This is a genomic window from Streptomyces sp. NPDC047117, assembly GCF_040643545.1.
Lineage (GTDB): Bacteria > Actinomycetota > Actinomycetes > Streptomycetales > Streptomycetaceae > Streptomyces.
This window is the reverse complement of the sequence record NZ_JBEYUN010000027.1, coordinates 1-19820: the sequence shown is the minus strand read 5'-3', so window position 1 is coordinate 19820 and position 19820 is coordinate 1. Positions and strand designations below refer to the sequence as shown.

At 73.6% G+C, this 19820-nt stretch carries 17 protein-coding genes and 1 pseudogene; 10 read left to right on the top strand and 8 right to left on the bottom strand.

What is annotated here, in order from left to right:
* Positions 1 to 9: 9 nt before the first annotated feature.
* Both ABZ840_RS34410 and ABZ840_RS34405 read right to left on the bottom strand, forming a co-directional pair.
* Complete coding sequence (locus ABZ840_RS34410) at positions 10 to 1026, bottom strand: sugar ABC transporter substrate-binding protein (protein ID WP_361566886.1); 1017 nt, start codon at positions 1024 to 1026, stop codon at positions 10 to 12.
* 113 nt (positions 1027 to 1139) lie between these two features.
* Complete coding sequence (locus ABZ840_RS34405) at positions 1140 to 1913, bottom strand: GntR family transcriptional regulator (RefSeq protein ID WP_361566883.1); 774 nt, start codon at positions 1911 to 1913, stop codon at positions 1140 to 1142.
* 273 nt (positions 1914 to 2186) lie between these two features.
* On the opposite strand from ABZ840_RS34405, the gene ABZ840_RS34400 reads away from it, so the two are divergent.
* The 5 genes from ABZ840_RS34400 to ABZ840_RS34380 all read left to right on the top strand — a co-directional run bounded on the left by ABZ840_RS34400 (position 2187) and on the right by ABZ840_RS34380 (position 11158).
* A complete protein-coding gene (locus ABZ840_RS34400) occupies positions 2187 to 2579 on the top strand; it encodes a CU044_2847 family protein (RefSeq protein WP_361566880.1) in 393 nt (130 codons plus the stop codon).
* A gap of 2 nt (positions 2580 to 2581) precedes the next feature.
* Positions 2582 to 4948: a trypsin-like peptidase domain-containing protein gene (locus ABZ840_RS34395; RefSeq protein ID WP_361566877.1), complete on the top strand. Its 2367-nt coding sequence runs from the start codon at positions 2582 to 2584 to the stop codon at positions 4946 to 4948.
* 146 nt (positions 4949 to 5094) lie between these two features.
* Positions 5095 to 5997, top strand: coding sequence for an AAA family ATPase (locus tag ABZ840_RS34390; protein ID WP_361567042.1), 903 nt, complete (start codon positions 5095 to 5097; stop codon positions 5995 to 5997).
* Between the two features lie 4 nt (positions 5998 to 6001).
* A complete protein-coding gene (locus ABZ840_RS34385) occupies positions 6002 to 9850 on the top strand; it encodes an SAV_2336 N-terminal domain-related protein (RefSeq protein ID WP_361566874.1) in 3849 nt (1282 codons plus the stop codon).
* A gap of 93 nt (positions 9851 to 9943) precedes the next feature.
* Positions 9944 to 11158: an RNA-guided endonuclease TnpB family protein gene (locus ABZ840_RS34380; RefSeq protein ID WP_361566871.1), complete on the top strand. Its 1215-nt coding sequence runs from the start codon at positions 9944 to 9946 to the stop codon at positions 11156 to 11158.
* On the opposite strand, the gene ABZ840_RS34375 is transcribed toward ABZ840_RS34380, so the two are convergent.
* Together ABZ840_RS34375 and ABZ840_RS34370 are read right to left on the bottom strand one after the other, a co-directional pair.
* Entirely contained in the window at positions 11153 to 12034 is an 882-nt protein-coding gene (locus ABZ840_RS34375) for a transporter substrate-binding domain-containing protein (protein WP_361566869.1), read from the bottom strand. The two genes, ABZ840_RS34380 and ABZ840_RS34375, sit on opposite strands and share 6 nt — an antisense overlap.
* Positions 12035 to 12230: 196 nt before the next feature.
* Positions 12231 to 13439, bottom strand: a complete 1209-nt coding sequence (locus tag ABZ840_RS34370; protein ID WP_361566866.1) for a cytochrome P450 — start codon at positions 13437 to 13439, stop codon at positions 12231 to 12233.
* Positions 13440 to 13649: 210 nt separating this feature from the next.
* Here ABZ840_RS34370 and ABZ840_RS34365 point away from each other — a divergent pair.
* The 3 genes and pseudogenes from ABZ840_RS34365 to ABZ840_RS34355 all read left to right on the top strand — a co-directional run.
* Positions 13650 to 14213 (top strand): annotated as a pseudogene (locus ABZ840_RS34365) (glycosyl transferase); the annotation flags it as partial.
* Between the two features lie 112 nt (positions 14214 to 14325).
* Positions 14326 to 14586, top strand: a complete 261-nt coding sequence (locus tag ABZ840_RS34360) for a type II toxin-antitoxin system Phd/YefM family antitoxin (RefSeq protein ID WP_361566863.1) — start codon at positions 14326 to 14328, stop codon at positions 14584 to 14586.
* Positions 14583 to 14828: a type II toxin-antitoxin system RelE/ParE family toxin gene (locus ABZ840_RS34355; protein WP_361566860.1), complete on the top strand. Its 246-nt coding sequence runs from the start codon at positions 14583 to 14585 to the stop codon at positions 14826 to 14828. Before ABZ840_RS34360 ends, ABZ840_RS34355 begins: the two co-directional genes overlap by 4 nt.
* Positions 14829 to 14906: 78 nt before the next feature.
* On the opposite strand, the gene dmpG is transcribed toward ABZ840_RS34355, so the two are convergent.
* Genes dmpG through ABZ840_RS34340 form a run of 3 tightly spaced genes read right to left on the bottom strand, consistent with a single transcriptional unit; the run spans position 14907 to position 17757 of the window.
* Positions 14907 to 15938, bottom strand: a complete 1032-nt coding sequence (gene dmpG / locus ABZ840_RS34350) for a 4-hydroxy-2-oxovalerate aldolase (protein ID WP_361566858.1) — start codon at positions 15936 to 15938, stop codon at positions 14907 to 14909.
* Positions 15935 to 16912, bottom strand: a complete 978-nt coding sequence (locus tag ABZ840_RS34345) for an acetaldehyde dehydrogenase (acetylating) (RefSeq protein WP_361566855.1) — start codon at positions 16910 to 16912, stop codon at positions 15935 to 15937. Before ABZ840_RS34345 ends, dmpG begins: the two co-directional genes overlap by 4 nt.
* Positions 16909 to 17757 (bottom strand): fumarylacetoacetate hydrolase family protein, encoded by an 849-nt coding sequence (locus ABZ840_RS34340; RefSeq protein WP_361566852.1) that lies wholly within the window; start codon positions 17755 to 17757, stop codon positions 16909 to 16911. Before ABZ840_RS34340 ends, ABZ840_RS34345 begins: the two co-directional genes overlap by 4 nt.
* Before the next feature lie 140 nt (positions 17758 to 17897).
* On the opposite strand from ABZ840_RS34340, the gene ABZ840_RS34335 reads away from it, so the two are divergent.
* Positions 17898 to 18623, top strand: coding sequence for an IclR family transcriptional regulator (locus ABZ840_RS34335; RefSeq protein WP_361567039.1), 726 nt, complete (start codon positions 17898 to 17900; stop codon positions 18621 to 18623).
* A gap of 128 nt (positions 18624 to 18751) precedes the next feature.
* On the opposite strand, the gene ABZ840_RS34330 is transcribed toward ABZ840_RS34335, so the two are convergent.
* The gene (locus tag ABZ840_RS34330; RefSeq protein WP_361566849.1) at positions 18752 to 19423 is read right to left on the bottom strand and encodes a bifunctional 4-hydroxy-2-oxoglutarate aldolase/2-dehydro-3-deoxy-phosphogluconate aldolase; all 672 of its coding nucleotides are present in this window, start codon (positions 19421 to 19423) and stop codon (positions 18752 to 18754) included.
* A 206-nt stretch (positions 19424 to 19629) separates the two neighbouring features.
* On the opposite strand from ABZ840_RS34330, the gene ABZ840_RS34325 reads away from it, so the two are divergent.
* Positions 19630 to 19820, top strand: a 191-nt coding sequence (locus tag ABZ840_RS34325) for a hypothetical protein (RefSeq protein WP_361567059.1), incomplete at its 3' end; no start/stop codon positions are given.

Here is a 19820-nt window from a genome sequence, read left to right as displayed (position 1 = left end):
GTCCCGGGGTCAGCGGGTCCCGCGAGCGGTGTACTTCTCCAGCGCCGGTACGTCCGTGCCGGTGACAACCGCGGGGCCGGTGAGCACCGGACGGCCGCCGCCCAGTACGTTCGCATTGGTCCGGTTCAGCCAGAGCAGATCGACCGCTTCGTACCCCTGGAGGTAGGGCTGCTGGTCGACGGCGAAGGCGATGTCCTTCGCCTTGAGGCTCTTCACCACGGCGGCGTTCAGGTCGAAGGTCGCGATCTGCGCGGCGCCGCCGGCCTGCTCCCGGGCCTTGACCGAGATCGCGGCCATGGGGGCGCCGAGCGTGACGATCGCGTCGATGCCCTGGTCCGACTGGAGCTTGGCCTCGATCGACGACTGGGAGGACGGTGCGTTCGTCCCGTCGACGTTCAGATTCTCGACCGTACCGCGGAATGCTTTCTTCACTCCGGCGCAGCGGTCCTCCAGGGAGACGTTCCCCTGCTCGTGGATCACGCACAGGGCCTTCTTCCGGTGCCGCTCGTTCAGCTCGTCACCGACCGCCCGGCCCGCGACGGACTCGTCCTGGCCGATGTGGGTGAGCGCGCCGTACGCCGCCGAGAACTCGCCGCCGGAGTTGATGGTGATCACCGGTATGCCGGCCCGGACGGCGGCCCGCACCGACGCCTTCAGGGCCTGCGGCTTGGCGAGCGTCACGATCAGCCCGTCGACCTTCTGGTCGGTCATGCTGCGGACCAGCTCGGCCTGGCGTGACCCTTCCTTGTCGTTGGCGTAGAGAAATTTCACATTGTCCTTCTTCGCCGCCTGCTCGGCGCCGGTCTGGACGATGTCCCAGAAGGTGTCGCCCTCCCCGGAGTGGCTGACCATCCCGATGGTCATGCGGGGCGTGCTCGCGGCCTTGCCCGAAGAGCCGGCCGCGGCGTCCTCGGACCGCTTGCCACCGGAGCCGCTGCAACCGGCGGCGAACAGGAGCACCGCGAGGGCGCCCGCCGCGGCGCGCGCCCTCGTATGGGCCGTACGGGTCGTACGCACGGTACGCATCGTGAACCGCCTCCGTTCCCCCGCCGCCCGAGTGCGGCAGGAGGAGTTCTAGCGGCGTACGACACACCACGTCAATGGTTTGTCAGAACATCCTTACCCGACGTGCGTCACGCTCAGGGGCGGACGAGGAGCTGGAACTCGAAGGCGTACCGCGAGGCGCGGTAGACGTGGGAGCCGAATTCGACGGGGCGGCCGGTGTCGTCGAAGGTCGTGCGCTGCATGGTGAGCAGCGGGGCGCCCTCCTCCTCGGCCAGCCGCTCGGCCTCGGCGGCGTCGGCGACCCGGGCGCCGACCGCCTGGCGGGCGCTGTGCAGGGTGATCCCGGCATTGCGCATCAGGCGGTACAGGCCGGTGCTCTCCAGCTGCTCGGTCTCCAGGTCGATCAGCCCGAGGGGGAGGTGGTTGCGCAGGTGGGCCATGGGCTCGCCGTGGGTGAGGCGGAGCCGTTCGACGAGCGCGACCTCGGCGCCCTCGGCGACGCCGAGCGCGGCGGCGACCTCGGCGGTGGCCTCGGTGGTGGTGTTCAGCAGCACCTTCGTGGCGGGCTTCTGGCCGGCCGCCTCCAGGTCGTCGTAGAGACTGCTCAGCTCCAGCGGACGCTTGACCTGGCTGTGTACGACCTGGGTGCCGATGCCGCGGCGGCGGACGAGCAGCCCCTTGTCCACCAGCGACTGGATGGCCTGCCGGACGGTCGGCCGCGACAGGCCCAGCCGGCCCGCCAACTCGATCTCATTACCGAGCAGACTGCCCGGAGCCAGCTTGCCGGTCTCGATCGCGGCCTCCAGCTGCTGGGACAGCTGGAAGTACAGCGGGACCGGGCTGCTCCGGTCGACGCTGAACTGGACAGGGCTCTCGGCGCCCTCGGTGACTGCATCTTGTTTCCCCACGCCGGTGAGGGTATCCGCCTACGCCCATGACGGGAAGTCCAGAGGTCACATTGTCAGGACATTAAACACCGAGCCCACCCCGACCCCGGCCGTCCAGGGACATCCCCCGGTCATCCAGGGACATCACTGTCCCCTGCGCCACGGCACACAGCGCCTCCGTGCCGCCCCCCGCGCCCGTCCCGCGTCCCTGACGCCTGGTCATGTACGCGTCCGGGCGCGCCCGGATCCTGAGAAACGGGTGGCCACAGGGGTGCCGGACGGCACAATGGACGGATGCCGGAGTACGCCGAACTGCAATTGTCCGACCGCACGTTGGTCCGCCTCGCCCTCTCCCCCGTCGGGACACCGGCGCCCGCCGTGCCCGCCGCGCGCGCGGATCTGCCCGACGGTGCCGGCACCGTCGAGCCGGTGGGCCGGGGCCGGGAGCGGGTCGCCGCGCTCGCCGGGGACGGGCTGCGTGCGGTGCTCAGCCCGCTCGGCCCGCTGCTCCAGGAGGTGCACGACTCCGTCGCCCACTCGGAGAATCCGCCGCAGGAACTCTCCGTGGAGTTCGGCGTGCAGATCGGGCAGGACCTCAAGCTCGGCATCGCCGGCGGCAGCGCACAGGCCGCCATGAAGATCACCGCCAGCTGGCAGCTGCCGGGCGCGGCCCCCCGGGACGGCTGAGAGTGCGGTGGTTCGGCGCGGGCCCGGACGGGACCGGGGACGACGCGACGCCGGACGAGCGGGCCGGGCTGGTGACGGTGTACGGCACGGACGACGGCCCGGCCGCCGGCGCGCAGGGGCCTGCCCGGCCCCCGTCCGCGGCCACGGCGTACGCGCCGGCCCCGCTCGGCGGCGCCGCGCTCGGCACCCACTCCACCGCCTCCCGTACGGCACCCCGCAGCGCCCTCCGCACGGTCGGCGCCGGCGTCTGCCTCACCCCGCGGCACGTCCTCACCTGCGCGCACGTCATCAACCTCGCGGTCGGCCGGCACAAGCTGGAGTACGCGCATCCGGGCGCCGTGGAGCTGGCGGTCGGCTTCCCCGGCGCCGACCGGAGCACCCGCGGCACCGCCCGGCTCACGCACTGGATACCGCCTCGGGACGAGCAGTCGCCCGAGCGGCACCTCGCCGTGCCGCCCGGCGCCCGGCGCTGGCGCGGCGACCTCGCCGTACTGGAACTGACCTGCGACCCGCCGCCCGGCCTCGCGCCGGTCCGCTGGGCCCCGATGGCCGGCTCCCAGACGGTGCGCGCCCGCTACGGCACCGGCGATCCCGAACACACCGCGTACGGCCGCGTCGCCACCTTCGAGGACGGCATCGGCTACGTGCACGGACGGCCCACCGGCGCGGCGATCCGCGGCGGTTACAGCGGCGGCCCGGTCTGGTCGGTGACCGACCAGCGCGCGGTCGGCCTGGTCGCCGCCATGGTCACGCAGGGCGCCGGCCCCTACGACCCCACCATGACCACCCGGCTGAGCTGGTCCTTCTCCTGGCAGGCCGTCAAGGCTGAGCTGACCGCGGCGGGCGCCGACGGCCTGCTGCCGGACTGCGCCGACCAGGTACCCCAACAGCGCACCCCCGACCGGCTCCGCGAGGACCTGCGCCTCCTGCTGGACCGCGCGCTGCCCGACGAGGCCCACATCCGCAAGCACGCCTCCCGCTTCGCCGAGCGATGCCTCCTGCCGCACCCCGAGGACGGCTCGCTGCCGTCCCTGGAGGAGTGGACGGAGGTGCTGGTCACCGTCGACCGGGCGGTGCCCGCGCTCGCCGAGGTCCTCGCCCCCTACGATCCCGTTCACGCCCGCACGCTGCGCGAGCTGGCCCGGCTCACCCCGCGGCTGACCGACCACTGGATGTCGCCGTGGGAGGAGCGGGCCCTGCTGCATCTGCTCGGCACGCTCCCCGACGACGTCCGGCGGCGCGTCCCCGAGGCCACCCGCAGCGCGTTCCCGTACCCGCTGCCCGACGAGGTGGTGGACGGTACGGGCCTCAGCGACCCGAAGGTCTTCGCCGCCTACGCGCGGCGCTGGGTGGCCGCGCTGGAGAGCCGGGCCGGCGACGGGCGGCAGGTGCCCGCCGGCACCCCGGGCGTACCGGCACTGCTGCGCGCGGTGGAGTTCGTCGCCGTCCTCGGCAGCCCGCTCGACCGGCGCACCGAACTGCGCCAGTGGAACGAGCGGATGGCGGGACACCTCGGCATCGACATCGCCACCCTGGCCGACCGGCGCGCCGACGCCGACCAGTGGGCCCAGGCCGCGGTGAGCGCGCCGCCCCGGCTGGTGGTCGAACTGACCGGCGGCACGGGCCACGGCCGCACCCGCCGGTACGACGCGGGGTTCTGGACGGACGTGGGCGACGGGCGGCTCCAGCCGGCCCCGGGCGCGGGCGCCGACCCGCTGGCCCCCGCCGAGATCGTCAAGATCCTGCACAAGCACCTCGACCGGCTGGCCGGCGCCTCCGTAGGGCAGGCCTGGCCGACCGTCGAACTGATCGTGGAACACGGCGACCTGGAGATCGACCTGGACTCCCTGGGCGCGGCGGACGCGGGCCCACTGCCGCCCAAGGTCGTCGGCACCCGCTACCCGATGGTGCTGCGCTGCCCCAGCATCCGGCGGCTGGCCGACAGCGACGGCGTGTGGCGGCGGCGCTGGCGGGCGCTGGGCAGGAAGAGCGCGATGCGGCTGGACGCCACCCACGACGACCCGGGCCGGGTGGCCGGGCTGCTGGACGAGGACCTGGACGCGTCCGTCGTGGTGATCGGCACCCCGCCCGGCACCCGCGCCAGAACCGCCACGTGGTGCCTGGCCTCCGGGGTCCCGGTGCTGCTGTGGGACCGCGCCGAGCACGCCGCCGACGGCATCGGCGGCTTCCGCCTCGAACCGCCCTCGCGGGTGCACCAACTGCCGGACGCGGTACGGGAATACCGCGCCAAGGCCCGCAGTTCGCCCGACGAGCACCGGGCCCGGCCGGTCCTGGTCTGGGACGACCCGGGCCGCCCGCTGCCGCTGACCGCCCATCTGACCGACCCCTCCGAGCGAGCGGAACTGTAGGAACCATGGCCACCGAGAACACCTCCGCCGATCCCCACCGGACCCCGGACGCCGCCGTCCCCGGCCCCGCCCGGCCGGCCGGCGGCTCCGGCGCAGCGGACGGCTGGCGGCTGTTCCGCGGCGACGGCGTGGCCCGCCGGCCCGCCATGCCCGAGGCACCGCCCTGGCGCCGCTTCGGGCACACCCGTACGGCGGCGCCCGGCGGCGCGGGACCGGGCGGCGGCCCGTACCTGATCGGCCCGGACCAGGCCGACGTGGTGAGCGCCGCGCTGCACCTGCGCCGCCCGCTGCTGGTCACCGGCCACCCCGGCACGGGCAAGTCCTCGCTCGCGCAGGCCATCGCGCACGAGCTGTCGCTCGGCCGGGTGCTGCACTGGCCGGTCAACAGCCGCGCCACGCTGCAGGACGCGCTGTACCGCTACGACGCGGTAGGGCGGCTGCGCGAGGCGTCGCTCCGCCGGGACCGGGACGAACCGGAGCCGGGCATCGGCACGTTCGTCCGGCTCGGCCCGCTCGGTACGGCCCTGGCGCCCCGCGACCGGCCGCGCGTGCTGCTCGTCGACGAGCTGGACAAGGGCGACGTGGACCTGCCCAACGACCTGCTCGCGGTCTTCGAGAGCGGCGAGTTCGAGATCCCGGAGCTGGCCCGGCTGCCCGAGGAACAGGCCGACGTGGACGTGCTCACCGCCGACCCCGGCGTCACCGAGCCGGTGCACCGCGGCCGGGTCCGCTGCCGCGAGTTCCCGGTCGTGGTGATCACCAGCAACGGCGAGCGGGACTTCCCGCCCGCCTTTCTGCGCCGCTGCGTCCGGCTGGACCTGCCCGACCCGGACGAGACCCGGCTGCGCGAGATCATCGCCGCCCACCTCGGCCCGGACATCCTGCCCGAGGTCGACGACCTGCTCACCGCGTTCCTCAACCGCCGCGCGCTCGGCGAACTCGCGACCGACCAGCTCCTCAACGCCGTCTTCCTGCGCGCGGGCGGCGTGGACATCGACGCCGAGGCGGTACGCAAGGCCGTGCTGCACCGGCTCGGCGGGACGGTCTGAGGCCGTGCCGGAGCGTGCCCGCCGCATCCTGGGCGACAGCGGAGTGCCGCTGTCGCCGCAGGAGTTGCTGGACGCGCTCTGGCTGGCCACCCGGCTGCCGGCCGCCGAGGAGGACACCGCTCCCCCGGAGCCGCCGCCCGCGGACGGCGCCGCGCCACCGGAGAACGCGGACACCGAGCGGCCGGCGGACCCCGGCGGGCCCGCGTCCGGGCTGCCGAGCCGCGCCCCGGGCCGCACCGCCCACCCCTCGCCGCCCGCCCGCACGCCCCTCCGTTCGGAGGCCGGGCACGGCCTGCACGGCGGCTCCCAGCGCACGGCCCCGCGCGGCAAGGAAGTCGGCCGCCCGGCCGTGTCCGTACGCGCCCCCGAAGGCAAGGCCGTCACCGACGCGCTCGCCCTCTCCCGCGCGCTGCGCCCGCTCCAGCAGCAGCGCCCCAGCCCGGTCCGTACGGAGGTCGACGAGGCCGCGACGGTGGACGCGATGGCCGAGACCGGGCTCCCGGACGTGGCGATCCTCCCGGCCCGCGAACGCTGGCTGGACCTGGCCCTGGTCATCGACGACGGCACGTCCATGCTGCTGTGGCAGCGGCTCTGCGGCGAGCTGCGCGGCGTACTGGAACGCCTCGGCGCCTTCCGGGACGTACGGGTCTACGGGCTGCACACCCGCGGCGGCGGGCGCCCGGCGCTGCGCGGCAGCCCCTTCGGGGACGGCCCGGCCAACGGCGACCCGGCGGTGCTCGCCGACCCCTCCGGCGCCACGATGGTGCTCGTCGTCACCGACGGCATCGGCTCGGCCTGGCGCAGCGGTTCGGCACAGGAGGTCCTGGCCGGCTGGGGCCGGTGCGGGCCGACGGCCGTGCTCCAGGTGCTGCCGCCGCAGATGTGGAAGGGCTCGGGGGTACGTGCCGACCGCTGGGAGGTGACCTCGCGCGGCCGCGCCTCGGCCAACGCCACCTGGCAGGTGACCGCCTCCGGGCTGCCCCCTGAGCTGGCGTCCTTCCGCGGAGTGCCGATCCCCGTGCTGGCACCGCGCCCGGCCTCGGTCGCGGAGTGGGCCCGGCTGGTCGCCTCGCCCGGCGGCACGGCCGTACTGCCCCTGCTGCGCACCGCGCCCGCAGCGGACGACGGGCTGAGCGAGGTCGCCGCCGCCACGCCCGCTCCGCCGCCGGGCGCCGACGCTGCCGCCTCGGCGGTGCTGCGGTTCCGGGACACCGTCTCGCCCGAGGCGTACCGGCTCGCCGCCCATCTCGCGGCGCTCGCGCCGGTGTCCGTACCGGCCATGCGGCTGGTCCAGGAATCGGTGGCCTGGCCCGCCGAGACCGCGCACCTCGCGGAGGTGTTCTCCGGCGGGCTGCTGCGCGCGGTGCCGCACCCGGCGGAGTACGACGTGCCCGAGCGGCTGCGGCAGTTCGACTTCCCCGCCGCGACGAAGGCCGTACTCCTCGACACCGTGCCCACCGCCGAGCTGCTGGAGACCGGGCTGGCGGTGGGCCGCCGGATGGACGAACTGGTCGGCCGGTCCCCGGACTTCCCCGCCTGGCTGGCCCACCCGGACGGCCCGGACCGGCTGCCGGACCACGCCAGGGCCTTCGCCTGGGTGAACGACGCGCTGCTGGTGCGGCTGGGCATCGGCCGCACCGACACCCCGCTGCCGCGGCGGCCCGCCGGCCCCTGGCGGGACACCCCGCAGGACACCGCCCGGCCCGGCACCACTCCCCCGTCGGCCGGCCGCGCCCCCCGGGCCGCCGGCCGGCAGCCGACGCGCGGAATACTCGCCGGCCCCCGCGTCCCCGACGGCGACGCCTCCGTGCCCTGGCCCGGTGTGGCTCCACTGGACGGGGCGCGGGGCGAGCGGCTGCTGAAGGCGGCGGTGCTGGAGTCGCTCGACCGCGGCCCGCACACGCACAGCGAGCTGCCGTCCTACCTCTTCCTCGGACCGCCCGGCGGGGGCAAGACGACCCTGCTGCGGCAGCTGGCGGCGCGCGCCCAGGAGCTGGCGGCGCCGCTGGCCTGGCTGGACCTGGACGGCCCCGACGGCACGTACGCGTCGGTCACCGAAGTGGCGCTGGAGACCGCCCGCCAGCTCCACCTGCCCGTACCGGGGAAGCCCGCGCTGACCTTCCCGTGCTTCACCGGGCTGCTCATCGCCTTCGCGCTGGCGCCCGCGCCACGCGCCGTACGGGAGCTGGGCGAGGCGGCGCGCGGCGCGCTCGGCCGTTTCCCGCTCGGCGACGTCACCGGCACCGTGCGCAAGGGCCTGCAGACCGGCCTGGAGACGCTCGGCGACGGCCGCCCGCCCCCCGGCATCGGCACGCTGCTGCCGCTCATCGGCGAGCCGCGGCTGCGGCTGCGATCCCTGGAGCGGGCACTGGCCGGCGTCGCCCGGCGCAGCGGCGGCACCCACCGCGACCTGCTGGACCACTTGCAGCGGCAGCTCGCGGGCCGGCCGGGCGACGCGGGGATCGTGGACGAGGTGCTGCTGCGGGCGCTGCTGTCGGACCTGCGCTCCGCGTACCGCGAAGGCTCCCCGCGCCGCCGCGCCACGCACTGCCTCCTGCTGCTGGACAACGCCGACTGCCCGGTCGGCGAGGAATTCCTCCAAGCACTGGCCGAGGCGCGGGCGCTGGACAGCGGCGTCACCCCGGCCTGGGACCCGCTGCTGGCCGTGGCCACCGCCGGTACGGTGCCCCGGCAGGTGGACCCCGAGCAGCTGACCGGCCCCGACCTGCGCTACCAGCTCACCCACTGGCGGCTGACGCACCGCCAGGAGACGCGCACCGCGGACGACCTCATGGTCGCGCAGCTGGGCGGGCTGTCCCTGGCGGAGGTCACCGAACTGGCCACCGAGACGCTCTACGGCACCCGCGGCCTGCCCCGGCCGCCCGTGCAGCGGCCGGCGGCCTGGCTCGGCCGCCTCGTGCACGATCTGACGCGCGGCCACCCCGGCGCGGTCGCCGCACTGCTGGACGCGCTGCCCCTCTTCCCCGAGGACACCGACTGGGCGTACCGGCTGCGCCGCCTGCTCACACCGGCCGGGCAGCGGCCCGACGGCGACGGCTGGGACCTCGCCGGGGACCTGCTCGACACACTGCTGCGGGACGTGCCCCCGGAGGTGCGGGAGCTGCTGCCGCGGGCCGCCGCCGCGGTCGACCTGGACCACGCCTTCACCGCCTGGGGGCTGTGGGGCGACACCGGCGCGGGCGCCCAGGGCGCGCTGGCCCACTTCCGCTCGCACGGCCTGCTCACCCCGCCGGTGCAGGACAGCCAGTCCGACCAGCTGCACCCCCTGCTGCGCCATCTGCTCCTGCGCGACCTGGCGGGGCGGCCGGAGGACGACGGGTTCACCTGGCGGCACGCGCACGACGCGCTGCGGCTGCGGGCCCGCGACCACGGCCAGGGCGCGGTGGCCGCGTACCACGCACTGGCGCTGGGCGATCTGCCGGCGGCCGCGGCGTTCCTCGGCCGGGTCTTCGAGCAGACGGCCGACCCGGCCGCCAGGAACGAGGCGTTCCACCTGGTCCGACGCGCGCCCGTGCGCGACTACGTCCTCTTCTCCGAGGACTCACCGGTCCGCCGGTACCACCGCCTCGTCCGGCCGCTCGCCCCGTCCGACCCGTCGGCGGCGATGGCACGGGCGCTGGGCGCCGCCTGGCTCGCCCCGGAACCGGCCCGCCGCACGGGAAGCGCCGTCGAACGCCCCGGCGCCCTCCCCGGCCACCCCTACTTCGACCCCCTGACCGACCCCTACGGCACCCTGCTCCCCGCCCTCACCACCGCCCTCATCGCACTCGACCACCACTACCAGGGCAGCTGGGGCACCACATGCACCACGCTGTACGACACGGACGGCTGACGCGCAGCCGGAACACGCTTGCTTCATCAGATGGTGCGCTGAGAGGCCCCGGTCCCCCGGAGACTCACCGCCCGGCGCGCTAGCGTCCGAGCCATGACCGAGCGTGTGAAGCGGGCGTTCAAGTACCGCTTCTACCCGACCGCCGAGCAGGCCGCCGAACTGGCACGGACCTTCGGGTGTGTACGGAAGATCTACAACATGGCGCTCGCCGCACGCACCGAGGCGTGGACCGCGCGAGGCGAGAGGGGCAGCTACAACGCCAGCTCGGCGTTACTGACCGCATGGAAGAAGACCGACGAGCTGGCATTTCTGAACGAGGTGTCGTCGGTTCCACTGCAGCAGACGCTGCGCCATCTGCAGACCGCGTTCAACAATTTCTTCGCCCGGCGTGCCGGATATCCGCGTCCGAAGTCCAAGAAGAAGTCCCGCAGGGCGGCGGAATACACCAGCTCGGCGTTCCGTTTCCGGGACGGACAACTGACTCTGGCGAAGATGAGAGAACGGCTGGACATCGTGTGGTCCCGCCCCCTGCCCCAGGGAGCCACACCCTCGACAGTGACCGTCTCCCAGGACGCCGCAGGCCGCTGGTTCGTGTCCCTGCTGTGCGAGGATCCGACCGTGGAACCGCTGCCGGTCGTGGACGTGGCCGTCGGGATCGACGCAGGCCTGGACCATCTGCTGACCCTCTCGACTGGGGAAAAGATTCCCAACCCCCGATACGAGCGACAGGACCGGCAACGTCTCGCTCGCGCCCAGCGACACTTGTCCCGCAAGGCCAAGGGGGACGGGGCCAACCGGGCCAAAGCCCAGCGCGAGGTGGCCCGCATTCATGCCCGGATCGCCGACCGCAGACGCGACCATCTGCACCAGATCACTACTCGACTTGTGCGTGAAAACCAAACGCTCGTGATCGAGGATCTGACCGTACGAAACATGCTGAAGAACGGGAAACTCGCACGCGCCATCAGCGATGCGGGGTGGAGCGAGTTCCGGAGCCTGCTGGAATACAAGGCGCAGTGGTACGGCCGCGAGGTGATCGTGGTGGATCGCTGGTTCCCCTCCTCCAAGCTGTGCTCCGCCTGCGGCACCCTGCAAGACAGGATGCCGCTGCACATCCGTACCTGGACCTGCGGCTGCGGCGCGACCCACGACCGAGACGTGAACGCAGGGAAGAACCTCCTGGCCGCCGGACGGGCGGTGACAGTCTGTGGAGCCGGTGTCAGACCTCAGCGGAATCTTCCGTGCGGGCAGCCGGTGACGAAGCAGAAAGCTCCACGGCGCAAGCCGAGGAAAACCCCTCTCTCATGAGGCGGAAGACGTCAACCATTCGTCCTCGTACTTCTCGTACGTGCCGTCGTGCTTCGCCAGGTGGACGAACTGGTCGACGTACTGCTTGAACTGGGTGTCCCTGCGGGGCAGTGCGTAGGCCTTTTCGGCGAAGGTGAAGGGGTCGTCGGGGTGCACGGAGCAGAGCTCGGGGTGGAGCTTGGCCTGGTAGAGCGTCTCGCTGGCGTCGGTCATCATCACGTCGGCGCGGCCCTCGACGATCTCGTCGAAGATCGTGTTGTTGTCCTTGTGGACCTTGATCTTCGCCTCCTTGATGTGCGCCCTGGCGAACTCCTCGTTGGTGCCGCCCGGGTTGACCACGACGGTCGTCTCCGGCTCGTCGATGTCCTTCAGCGTGCGGTACTTCTTCTTGTCCTCGCAGCGCACGATCGGCGTCTTGCCGTCGGTGCGGGTCGGCTCGCTGAAGGCGAGCTTGCGGGCGCGCGGCAGGGTGATGGAGACGCCGCCCACCGCTATGTCGCAGCGCCCACCGTCGAGGTCGGCGACCAGGCTCGCCCAGGTGGTGGGCACGAACTTCGCCTTGGCGTCCAGACTCTTCGCCAGGTCCCGCGCCATGTCGATGTCGATGCCGCGGTACTTCTCGGTCTTGCGGTCCCAGGACGTGAAGGGGCGGTAGTCGCCGGTGGTGCAGACCCGAAGCGTGCCGCGGCGGGGCACGGTGTCCAGGAGGGTGGGCGCGGTCCGGTGGACGACCTTCTTGGCCTTCTTCGCCTTGGTGGCCTTGGCGGCCGGCGCGGCGGACGGGTCCGGCGTGGCGCCGTCGGCGAACGCGGTGGGGGCCGTCGCGGTGGCGGCGAGAAGGCAGGCGAGGGCGGACAGCGTGACGGCACGCTTCATGGCGACTCCTGTGCGCGGCGGGGGCTGCGGCGTGATCGGGACCGGGCAAGATCAAGAGCTTAAGGCTGGCAGATGCGGCCCGGTCGGTGAAGGGGTGGCCCAGTGGCTGGAACGCGGCGCCCGGATACGGAGACGGGCCGCGCGGCGCGCGCGGCCCGTCGTCGGTCCCGGTGGCGGTGGCGTACGGGGTGCCGGTTCAGCTCACCCGGACCGGGAGGCGGACGGGGCCGCGCATCAGGATGCCGGAGCGCCAGGTGAGGGTGGCGGGGTCGGCGTCCAGGGCCAGGTCCGGGCAGCGCTCCAGGAGGGTGCGGACGGCGATGCGGCCCTCCACGTGGGCCAGCGGGGCGCCGAGGCAGTAGTGGATGCCGTGGCCGAAGGCCAGGTGGCCGCGGGTGTCGCGGGTGATGTCGAAGCTGTCGGCGGTCTCGAACCGGGCGGCGTCCCGCGCGGCCGAGGAGAGTCCGACGATCACCGTGTCCCCGGCGGGCACCACCGTGCCGCCGATCTCCACCGGTTCGCCGGCGTACCGCCAGGTGCTGGTCTCCACGGGCCCGTCGTACCGCAACATCTCCTCGACGGCGTTGTCCAGCAGCCCGAAGTCGGCGCGGAGCGCGGCGAGCTGGTCCGGGTGGCGCAGCAGCGCGAGAGTGCCGTTGGCGATGAGACCCACTGTGGTCTCGTGGCCGGCCACGAGCAGGAGGAAGGCCATGCCCACCAGTTCGTCGCCGGAGAGCCGGTCGCCGTCCTCGTCGGTGGTGCGGATGAGGGTGCTGAACAGGTCCGGGCCCGGGGAGCGCCGCTTCTCCCGAACGAGCTCTCCCATGTAGCGCGCGAGCTCGGCCTCGATGTTCTCCTCGTCGTCCCTGCCGGAGGGGCCGTTGGCGGTGACGAACGCGTCCGACCAACGCCGGAAGCGTTCCCGGTCCAGGTCCGGCACCCCGAGCAGCTCGCAGATGACCGTCATGGGCAGCGGGTAGGCGAGCGCCTCGACGAGGTCGGCACGGCCGTCCGGCGCGGCCTTCTCCAGCATGGTGTCGATCAGGCCGTCGGTGATCTGCTGGACGGCCGGGCGCAGCGCGTCGACGGCTCCGGGGGTGAAGGCCCTGGTGACCAGCTTCCGCAGCCGGGTGTGGCGCGGTGGGTCGCTCTGGAGCATGTTGGCGAGGAGCTGGCCGGTGCCGTCCGCCGGCTGCCACTGCGGGTGGGCCGACCAGTCCTTCCTCAGCCGCGGGTCCATGAGGGCGGCCCTGGCCTCGTCGTGGCCAACGACCAGCCAGACCTCCTGGCCGTCGGAGAGCCGCACCCGGTGCACCGGTCCCCGGTCGCGGAGCGCGGCGTAGTGCGGGTGCGGGTCGCTGTTGAAGTCCGGTACGAGAGTGTCGAGTTCGACGATGTCCGTCACGTGTTCTCCCCCTTGCCGCCGGGCCACCGGTAATTCGCTCGGTCGCCTCAGGCACCCGAGGCTACGGTGAGGGCACGTATTACCACCAGATCTACGGCTGACACGGCACCCGGCGGCGACTCCGTCCCGCCGCGCGCCGCCCGCCCGCGCCATCTCAGGCGCCGGGCCGCCGTGTCCTGCCCTCCGTAGACCTGAAGTGAGTGATCTTCCATGCGTTCCCGTACCTCCGGGACTTCCCCTGCCTCCGGGACTTCCCGTACCTCCGGTACGTCGCCGCGCCGCGCTCATATCGCGAGGATCGGCAATCCCGTCGTCAGCCACACCCTGCCCGGCATCGAGATCATCCGGGAGCTGGTGGCCCGCGGCCACCGCTTCACGTACGCCAACGACCCGGTGATGCGCGACCTGGTCACGGCGACCGGCGCCGAGCTGCGCCCGTACCGCTCCACCCTGCCGGTGGCCGACAACGACTGGCCGGCGGACCCGGTCGAGGCGATGACCGTCTTCCTCGACGACGCCGTGCAGATGCTGCCGCAGCTGCACGCGCTGTACGACGACGACCCCGCGGACCTGTACCTGTACGACATGGGCGGGTACGCGGGCCGCGCGCTCGCCGAGTCGCAGGGACGGCCCACGCTCCAGATCTCGCCGACGTACGTGGCGTGGGACGGCCCGGACGACATCGCCGCACAGATCCGGGCGCTGCCCGGGGCCGACGCGTACTTCGCGAAGTTCGCCGGCTGGCTGGCCGGGAACGGGGCGACGACGCTGGACCCACTCGGTGGCGGGCCTGGTGGCCCCGGGCCCTCTCCGTGGCGTCAAAAGCTGCTGCCGCGAAAGGCCGGATCGCCTGGCAGGATGTGTACACTTCTGTAAGGTAGTGAGCATGACGGAGAGCACTTACTCGATCGTGGAGGCACGCGCCCGGCTGGGCGCCATCGCGCGCGAGGTCAGCGCCACCCGCGAACCGGTCGCTATCACCGACCACGGGCAAACCATCGCCATACTGGTCAGCCCGGCTGACGCCCTGGAGCTGGAGGAGATGCGGGCCCTGTCCGCCTACCGTGCGCGCCAGGCTCAGGGCGAGAGCGCCGGTGTCCCGCAGGCCGAGGCGTACCGCCGGGTATTCGGCGGGAATGAGGCGTGAGCTACGAGATCATCTGGGAGCCTGAGGCTCTCGCCCAGGCGGAGCGGTTCGCGAAGGACGATCCGACCGGCGTGCGGCAGGTGTTCAGCGCCGTCGACCGTCTCGCCGACGATCCGAGACCCAAGGGCGCGTCCGGCGGCGCCGACGTGTTGCGCATCCATATCGGTCGCTACCGCCTGATGTACGAGGTCATCGATCGGCAGGTACGCATCAGCGTCATTCACCTCGGTCGCATGCACTGACAGCCCTGGTTACCGACAGCGCCCGTCCCGGCTGGACATGCCGGGACGGGCGCCGGCCGTTTGGGCTGTGTCCCGGTGTCAGCCCCGTGCCGCCACCATGTCCAGCGCGACGTCGGTGATCATGTCCTCCTGGCCGCCGACCAGGCCGCGGCGGCCCACCTCGACGAGTACGGCGCGGGTGTCCAGGCCGTACCGCTCGGCGGCCGTCTCGGCGTGCCGCAGGAAGCTGGAGTAGACGCCCGCGTATCCCAGGCTCAGCGTCTCCCGGTCCACCCGCACCTCGCGGTCCTGGAGCGGGCGCACGAGGTCGTCGGCCGCGTCCATCAGCGGGAAGAGGTCGCACCCGTGCTGCCACCCCATCAGGTCGGCGACGGCGACGAAGGCCTCCAGCGGGCAGTTGCCCGCGCCCGCGCCCTGGCCGGCCAGTGAGGCGTCGACACGGGTCACGCCGTTCTCCACGGCGACGACGGTGTTGGCGACGCCGAGCGCGAGGTTGTGGTGGGCGTGGATACCCAGTTCGGTGGCCGGGTCGAGGACGTCGCGGTAGGCGCGGAAGCGGTCCCGTACGCCGTCCATGGTGAGCCGGCCGCCGGAGTCGGTGACGTACACGCAGTGTGCGCCGTAGGACTCCATCAGCCGTGCCTGGCGGGCGAGTTCGGCGGGCTCGGCCATGTGGGACATCATCAGGAACCCGGCCACGTCCATGCCCAGTTCGCGGGCCGCCGCGATGTGCTGGGCCGAGATGTCGGCCTCGGTGCAGTGGGTGGCGATGCGGACGGAGCGGATGCCGAGCGCGTGCGCCTGCTTGAGGTCCTGGACGGTGGCGATGCCGGGGAGTACGAGCGTGGTCGGTACGGCGGTGCGTGCCGCGTCCGTGACGGCCTCGATCCACTCCCAGTCGGTGTGCGCGCCGACGCCGTAGGTGATGCTGGAGCCGGACAGGCCGTCGCCGTGGGCGATTTCGATGGCGCCGACGCCGGCCGCGTCCAGTGCCGCGGCGATGGCGCGGGCCTGGTCGACGGTGTAGCGGTGCCGGATGGCGTGCATGCCGTCCCGGAGGGTGACGTCCTGGACGTACAGGGGGCGGGCTTCGGCCCGGTGCGTGGTCATCGTGCTGCCACCTCGCTGGAGCGGTGTGCGGCGATGCGCTCGGCGGTGCGCAGCGCGGCCGAGGTCATGATGTCGAGGTTCCCGGCGTAGGCGGGGAGGTAGTGGGCCGCGCCCTCCACTTCGAGGAAGACGGAGACCTTGGTGGCGTCGTCGGCCGCTGCCGCCGGGGGCAGCAGTCCGCGCAGCGGGTCGCCGGTGGCCACGGTCTCGAACTGGACGCGCTGCTTGAGCCGGTAGCCGGGTACGTACGCCTGGACGCGGGCGATCATCTTCTCGACGGACGCGGTGACGGCGTCGCGGTCGCACGCCGAGACCAGGCAGTGCACGGTGTCGCGCATGATGAGCGGCGGCTCGGCGGGGTTGAGGACGATCACCGCCTTGCCGCGGGCCGCGCCGCCGACCTGCTCGATGGCGGCGGCGGTGGTCTCGGTGAACTCGTCGATGTTGGCGCGGGTGCCGGGCCCGGCGGAGCGCGAGGAGATCGAGGCGACGATCTCGCCGTAGTGGACGGGGGTGACGGCAGCGACCGCGGCGACGACCGGGATGGTGGCCTGGCCGCCGCAGGTGACCATGTTGACGTTGGGCGCGTCGAGATGGACGTCGAGGTTGACGGGCGGCACGACGTACGGGCCGAGCGCGGCGGGGGTCAGGTCAACGACCGTGCGGCCGAGGGCGCGCAGCGCCTCGTCGTGGCGGCGGTGGGCGCCGGCGGAGGTCGCGTCGAAGACGATCTCCACGTCGGCGAACTCGGGGAGCTTCACCAGGCCGTCCACGCCGTCGTGGGTGGTGGCGACCTTCAGGCGGCGGGCCCGGGCGAGGCCGTCGGAGTCCGGGTCGATGCCGGCCAGGGCGACGACCTCCAGGCTCGTGGAGAGCCGCAGCACCTTGATCATCAGGTCGGTGCCGATGTTGCCGGAACCGATGATCGCGACCTTGGTGCGGGGGCCGGAGCCGGCCGGGTTTTCGGTGGTCACCGTCGCTCTCCTTCCGTCTCTTCGGTCTCCGCCGCGAACCGCGCCTGTACGGAGCCCAGGTCCGAGATGTGCGCCTCGAACAGGTCGCCGGGCGCGGCGGGCACCATCGGGCCCAGCGCACCGGTCAGCACGAGGTCGCCGGCGCGCAGCGGGTCGCCCGCCTCGGCGAGCGAAGAGGCCAGCCACGCGGCCGCGTTGAGGGGGCTGCCGAGGCAGTCGGCGCCGGTGCCGGCCGAGACCTGCTCGCCGTTGCGGGTCATGGTCATCCGTACGCCGCGCAGGTCCAGCCGGGTCACCGGCACGGGCGCGCTGCCCAGGACGTAGAGGCCGGAGGAGGCGTTGTCCGCGATGGTGTCGACGATGGAGATGTCCCAGCCGGCCACCCGGCTGTCCACGATCTCCAGTGCGGCCAGCGCGAAGTCCGTCGCGCGCAGCACGTCGGCGATCGTGCAGTCCCGGTGCGGCAGGTCCTCGGCCAGGACGAGCGCGACCTCGGCTTCCACCTTGGGCTGGAGCAGCCGGCGGGCCGGTACGGGCGTGCCCTCGGGCACCGCCATGTCCGCGAAGAGCGCGCCGAAGTCCGGGCGGTCGACGCCGAGCTGGGCCTGTACGGCGGGTGAGGTCAGTCCGGTCTTGCGGCCGACGATCCGGCCGCCGGCGGCGAGCCCGCGCCGCACGGTGAGCCGCTGGACGGCGTACGCGGCGGCCAGGTCGCCCTCGGGCAGCAGGCCGCGTACGGGCGGGCAGGGGACGCCGGTACGGGCGGCCTCCGCCAGGATGTCGGCGGCCTTCACGACGGCCGGTGGCACGTCGTCGGCGCGTACGGGATCGGGCGGGGTCGGCATGGCGCGGTCTCCTGGTCGGGCGGGCGGAAGAGGAGGCGTGGCTCCCGAACGCGGGCCCCACGGCGATGGCTCCGGTATAGACGTGGCGCGTCGAAGGGGACAATGTTTGTTCCGTGACACGGAACGAGACGGGCACGAGCATGCTCGACAAGGCCGCGCTGATCGTGGAGTCCTTCCGCCCGACCGGCGGTCCGTACCGGCTGGCGGAACTGGCGCAGCGGTCGGGGCTGCCCAAGCCGACCGTGCACCGGCTGGCGGCCGACCTCGTGCGGCTGGGCTGGCTGGAGCGCACCGACGACGGCCGTTACCGGCTCGGCGGCCGGCTGTTCGAGCTGGGGTCGCTGGTGCCGCGGCGGCGGGATCTGCGCGAGGCGGCGCTGCCGTTCCTCCAGGACCTCTTCGAGGCCACCCGCGAGACCGTGCACCTCGGGGTGCGCGAGGGCATGCAGGTGGTCTACCTGGAGCGCATCCACGGGCACGACGCGCTCCAGCTGCCCTCGCACATCGGCCACAGCCTGCCACTGAGCTGCACGGGGGTGGGCAAGGCGCTGCTGGCCTTCTGCGGTACCGAGCTGACCGAGGAGGTGCTGTCGCGGCCGCTGCCGCGCCTGACGGCGCACTCGATCACCGATCCGGCGCGCATGCGGATGGCGCTGGAGAAGACGCAGGTGTCCGGGCTGGCCTACGAGGAGCAGGAGGCGGTGCTCGGGGTCAGCTGCATCGCGGCCCCGGTCTTCGCGGGCGGCGACGCGGTGGCCTCGCTCTCGGTCGCCGTGCCGCGCGCCCGCTTCCGCCCGGCCCAACTCGCCCCGGCGGTCCGCACGGCGGCCCTGGGGCTGTCGCGGATGCTGCGCGGGGGAATCTGAGCCGGGCGCCGCGTACGGGCCTCAGGCGGGCGTACGGGCGCTCCGGAGGGGCGACGGCGCCGGCGGGTGCACCGGCCGGGGCTCGGGCCTCGTACCGGCCGCGGCTCGGACTTCGTACCTGCCGGGGCTCAGACCTCGTACAGGTCCAGGGAGCTGAGGCCCGGCGTCATGGACGGCGGGGCGGCGTCGGCGAGGAGCGGGAGGAGGGCGGCGGCGCGCTTGGTGACCGTGTCGCGGTCGCCCGCGGAGAGCGCGGTGCCCATGCCGACCGCGACCGCGCCGGCGGCGATCCACTCCGGGGCGTTCTCGACCGTCACGCCGCCCGTCGGCACCAGCGGCGCCTGGGGCAGCGCCGCGCGGACGTCCCGGAGCCAGCCGGGGCTGTGGCCGGAGGCCGGGAAGAGCTTCAGGGCGTCGGCGCCCAGCTCCAGGCCGCGCACCATCTCCGTGGGCGTGGCGACGCCGGCGAACACCGGGACGCCGTAGCGGTGGCCGGTGCTGATCACCTCGGCGTCCAGATGGGGCGAGACCAGGAAGCGGGCGCCGGCGTCCACGGCCATCCGCGCGGAGGCCGCGTCCAGGACCGTGCCCGCGCCTATGATCGCGTCGTCGCCCAGCTCGCGGGTGAGCGTGGTGACCGCCTCCAGCGCGAACGGCGTGGTGAGAGAGATCTCCAGGCTGGTGATGCCGGCCGACAGCAGGGTGTCGGCCGTGGCGCTGGCCTCGTCGTAGGTCTCACTGCGGACGATGGCGAAAACGCGCTGAGCCAGTGCGGCCCGGGTGATCTCCCAGCGGTACACGACAGCTCGCCGCCCTTTCCTGATCCGTCCCGCACACGGCGTCGCCGCCGTGCCCCCGGGGAACTGTTCCGGTGCGCCGGTGGTCGGGCTCCGCCGCAGGTGGCCGCCTTGAGGCCACTTTCGCCGCCGATGCCCGCCCGGTCGCTGTTTCCACCGAAACGCTACCGGCAACGGCTGACAATCCCTCAGCGGGGGGTGCGACCCGGTTGTCGGGCGACCCCGCGCGGCCCGGCGCGCCGGAGTACGCGGCGCCGTACGGGACATGGGAAGCGCCGGGAAAAACGGCGGCGGCCGGGGCATCGCTCGGCGGCCGGCTTGGTGAAGTGCACGAGGCGGTTGTCGGGCGCGCGCCCCGAGAGGCGGTGCGTGGCACCGTCCTTGCGGCCCTCGCCCTCGG

Excerpts from the sequence above, each read along its gene's own strand:
- ABZ840_RS34410 (WP_361566886.1), bottom strand. The coding sequence starts at position 1,026 with ATGCGTACCGTGCGTACGACCCGTACGGCCCATACGAGGGCGCGCGCC.
- ABZ840_RS34400 (WP_361566880.1), top strand. The coding sequence starts at position 2,187 with ATGCCGGAGTACGCCGAACTGCAATTGTCCGACCGCACGTTGGTCCGC.
- ABZ840_RS34390 (WP_361567042.1), top strand. The coding sequence starts at position 5,095 with ATGCCCGAGGCACCGCCCTGGCGCCGCTTCGGGCACACCCGTACGGCG.
- ABZ840_RS34380 (WP_361566871.1), top strand. The coding sequence starts at position 9,944 with ATGACCGAGCGTGTGAAGCGGGCGTTCAAGTACCGCTTCTACCCGACC.
- ABZ840_RS34375 (WP_361566869.1), bottom strand. The coding sequence starts at position 12,034 with ATGAAGCGTGCCGTCACGCTGTCCGCCCTCGCCTGCCTTCTCGCCGCC.
- ABZ840_RS34360 (WP_361566863.1), top strand. The coding sequence starts at position 14,326 with ATGACGGAGAGCACTTACTCGATCGTGGAGGCACGCGCCCGGCTGGGC.
- dmpG (WP_361566858.1), bottom strand. The coding sequence starts at position 15,938 with ATGACCACGCACCGGGCCGAAGCCCGCCCCCTGTACGTCCAGGACGTC.
- ABZ840_RS34340 (WP_361566852.1), bottom strand. The coding sequence starts at position 17,757 with ATGCCGACCCCGCCCGATCCCGTACGCGCCGACGACGTGCCACCGGCC.
- ABZ840_RS34335 (WP_361567039.1), top strand. The coding sequence starts at position 17,898 with ATGCTCGACAAGGCCGCGCTGATCGTGGAGTCCTTCCGCCCGACCGGC.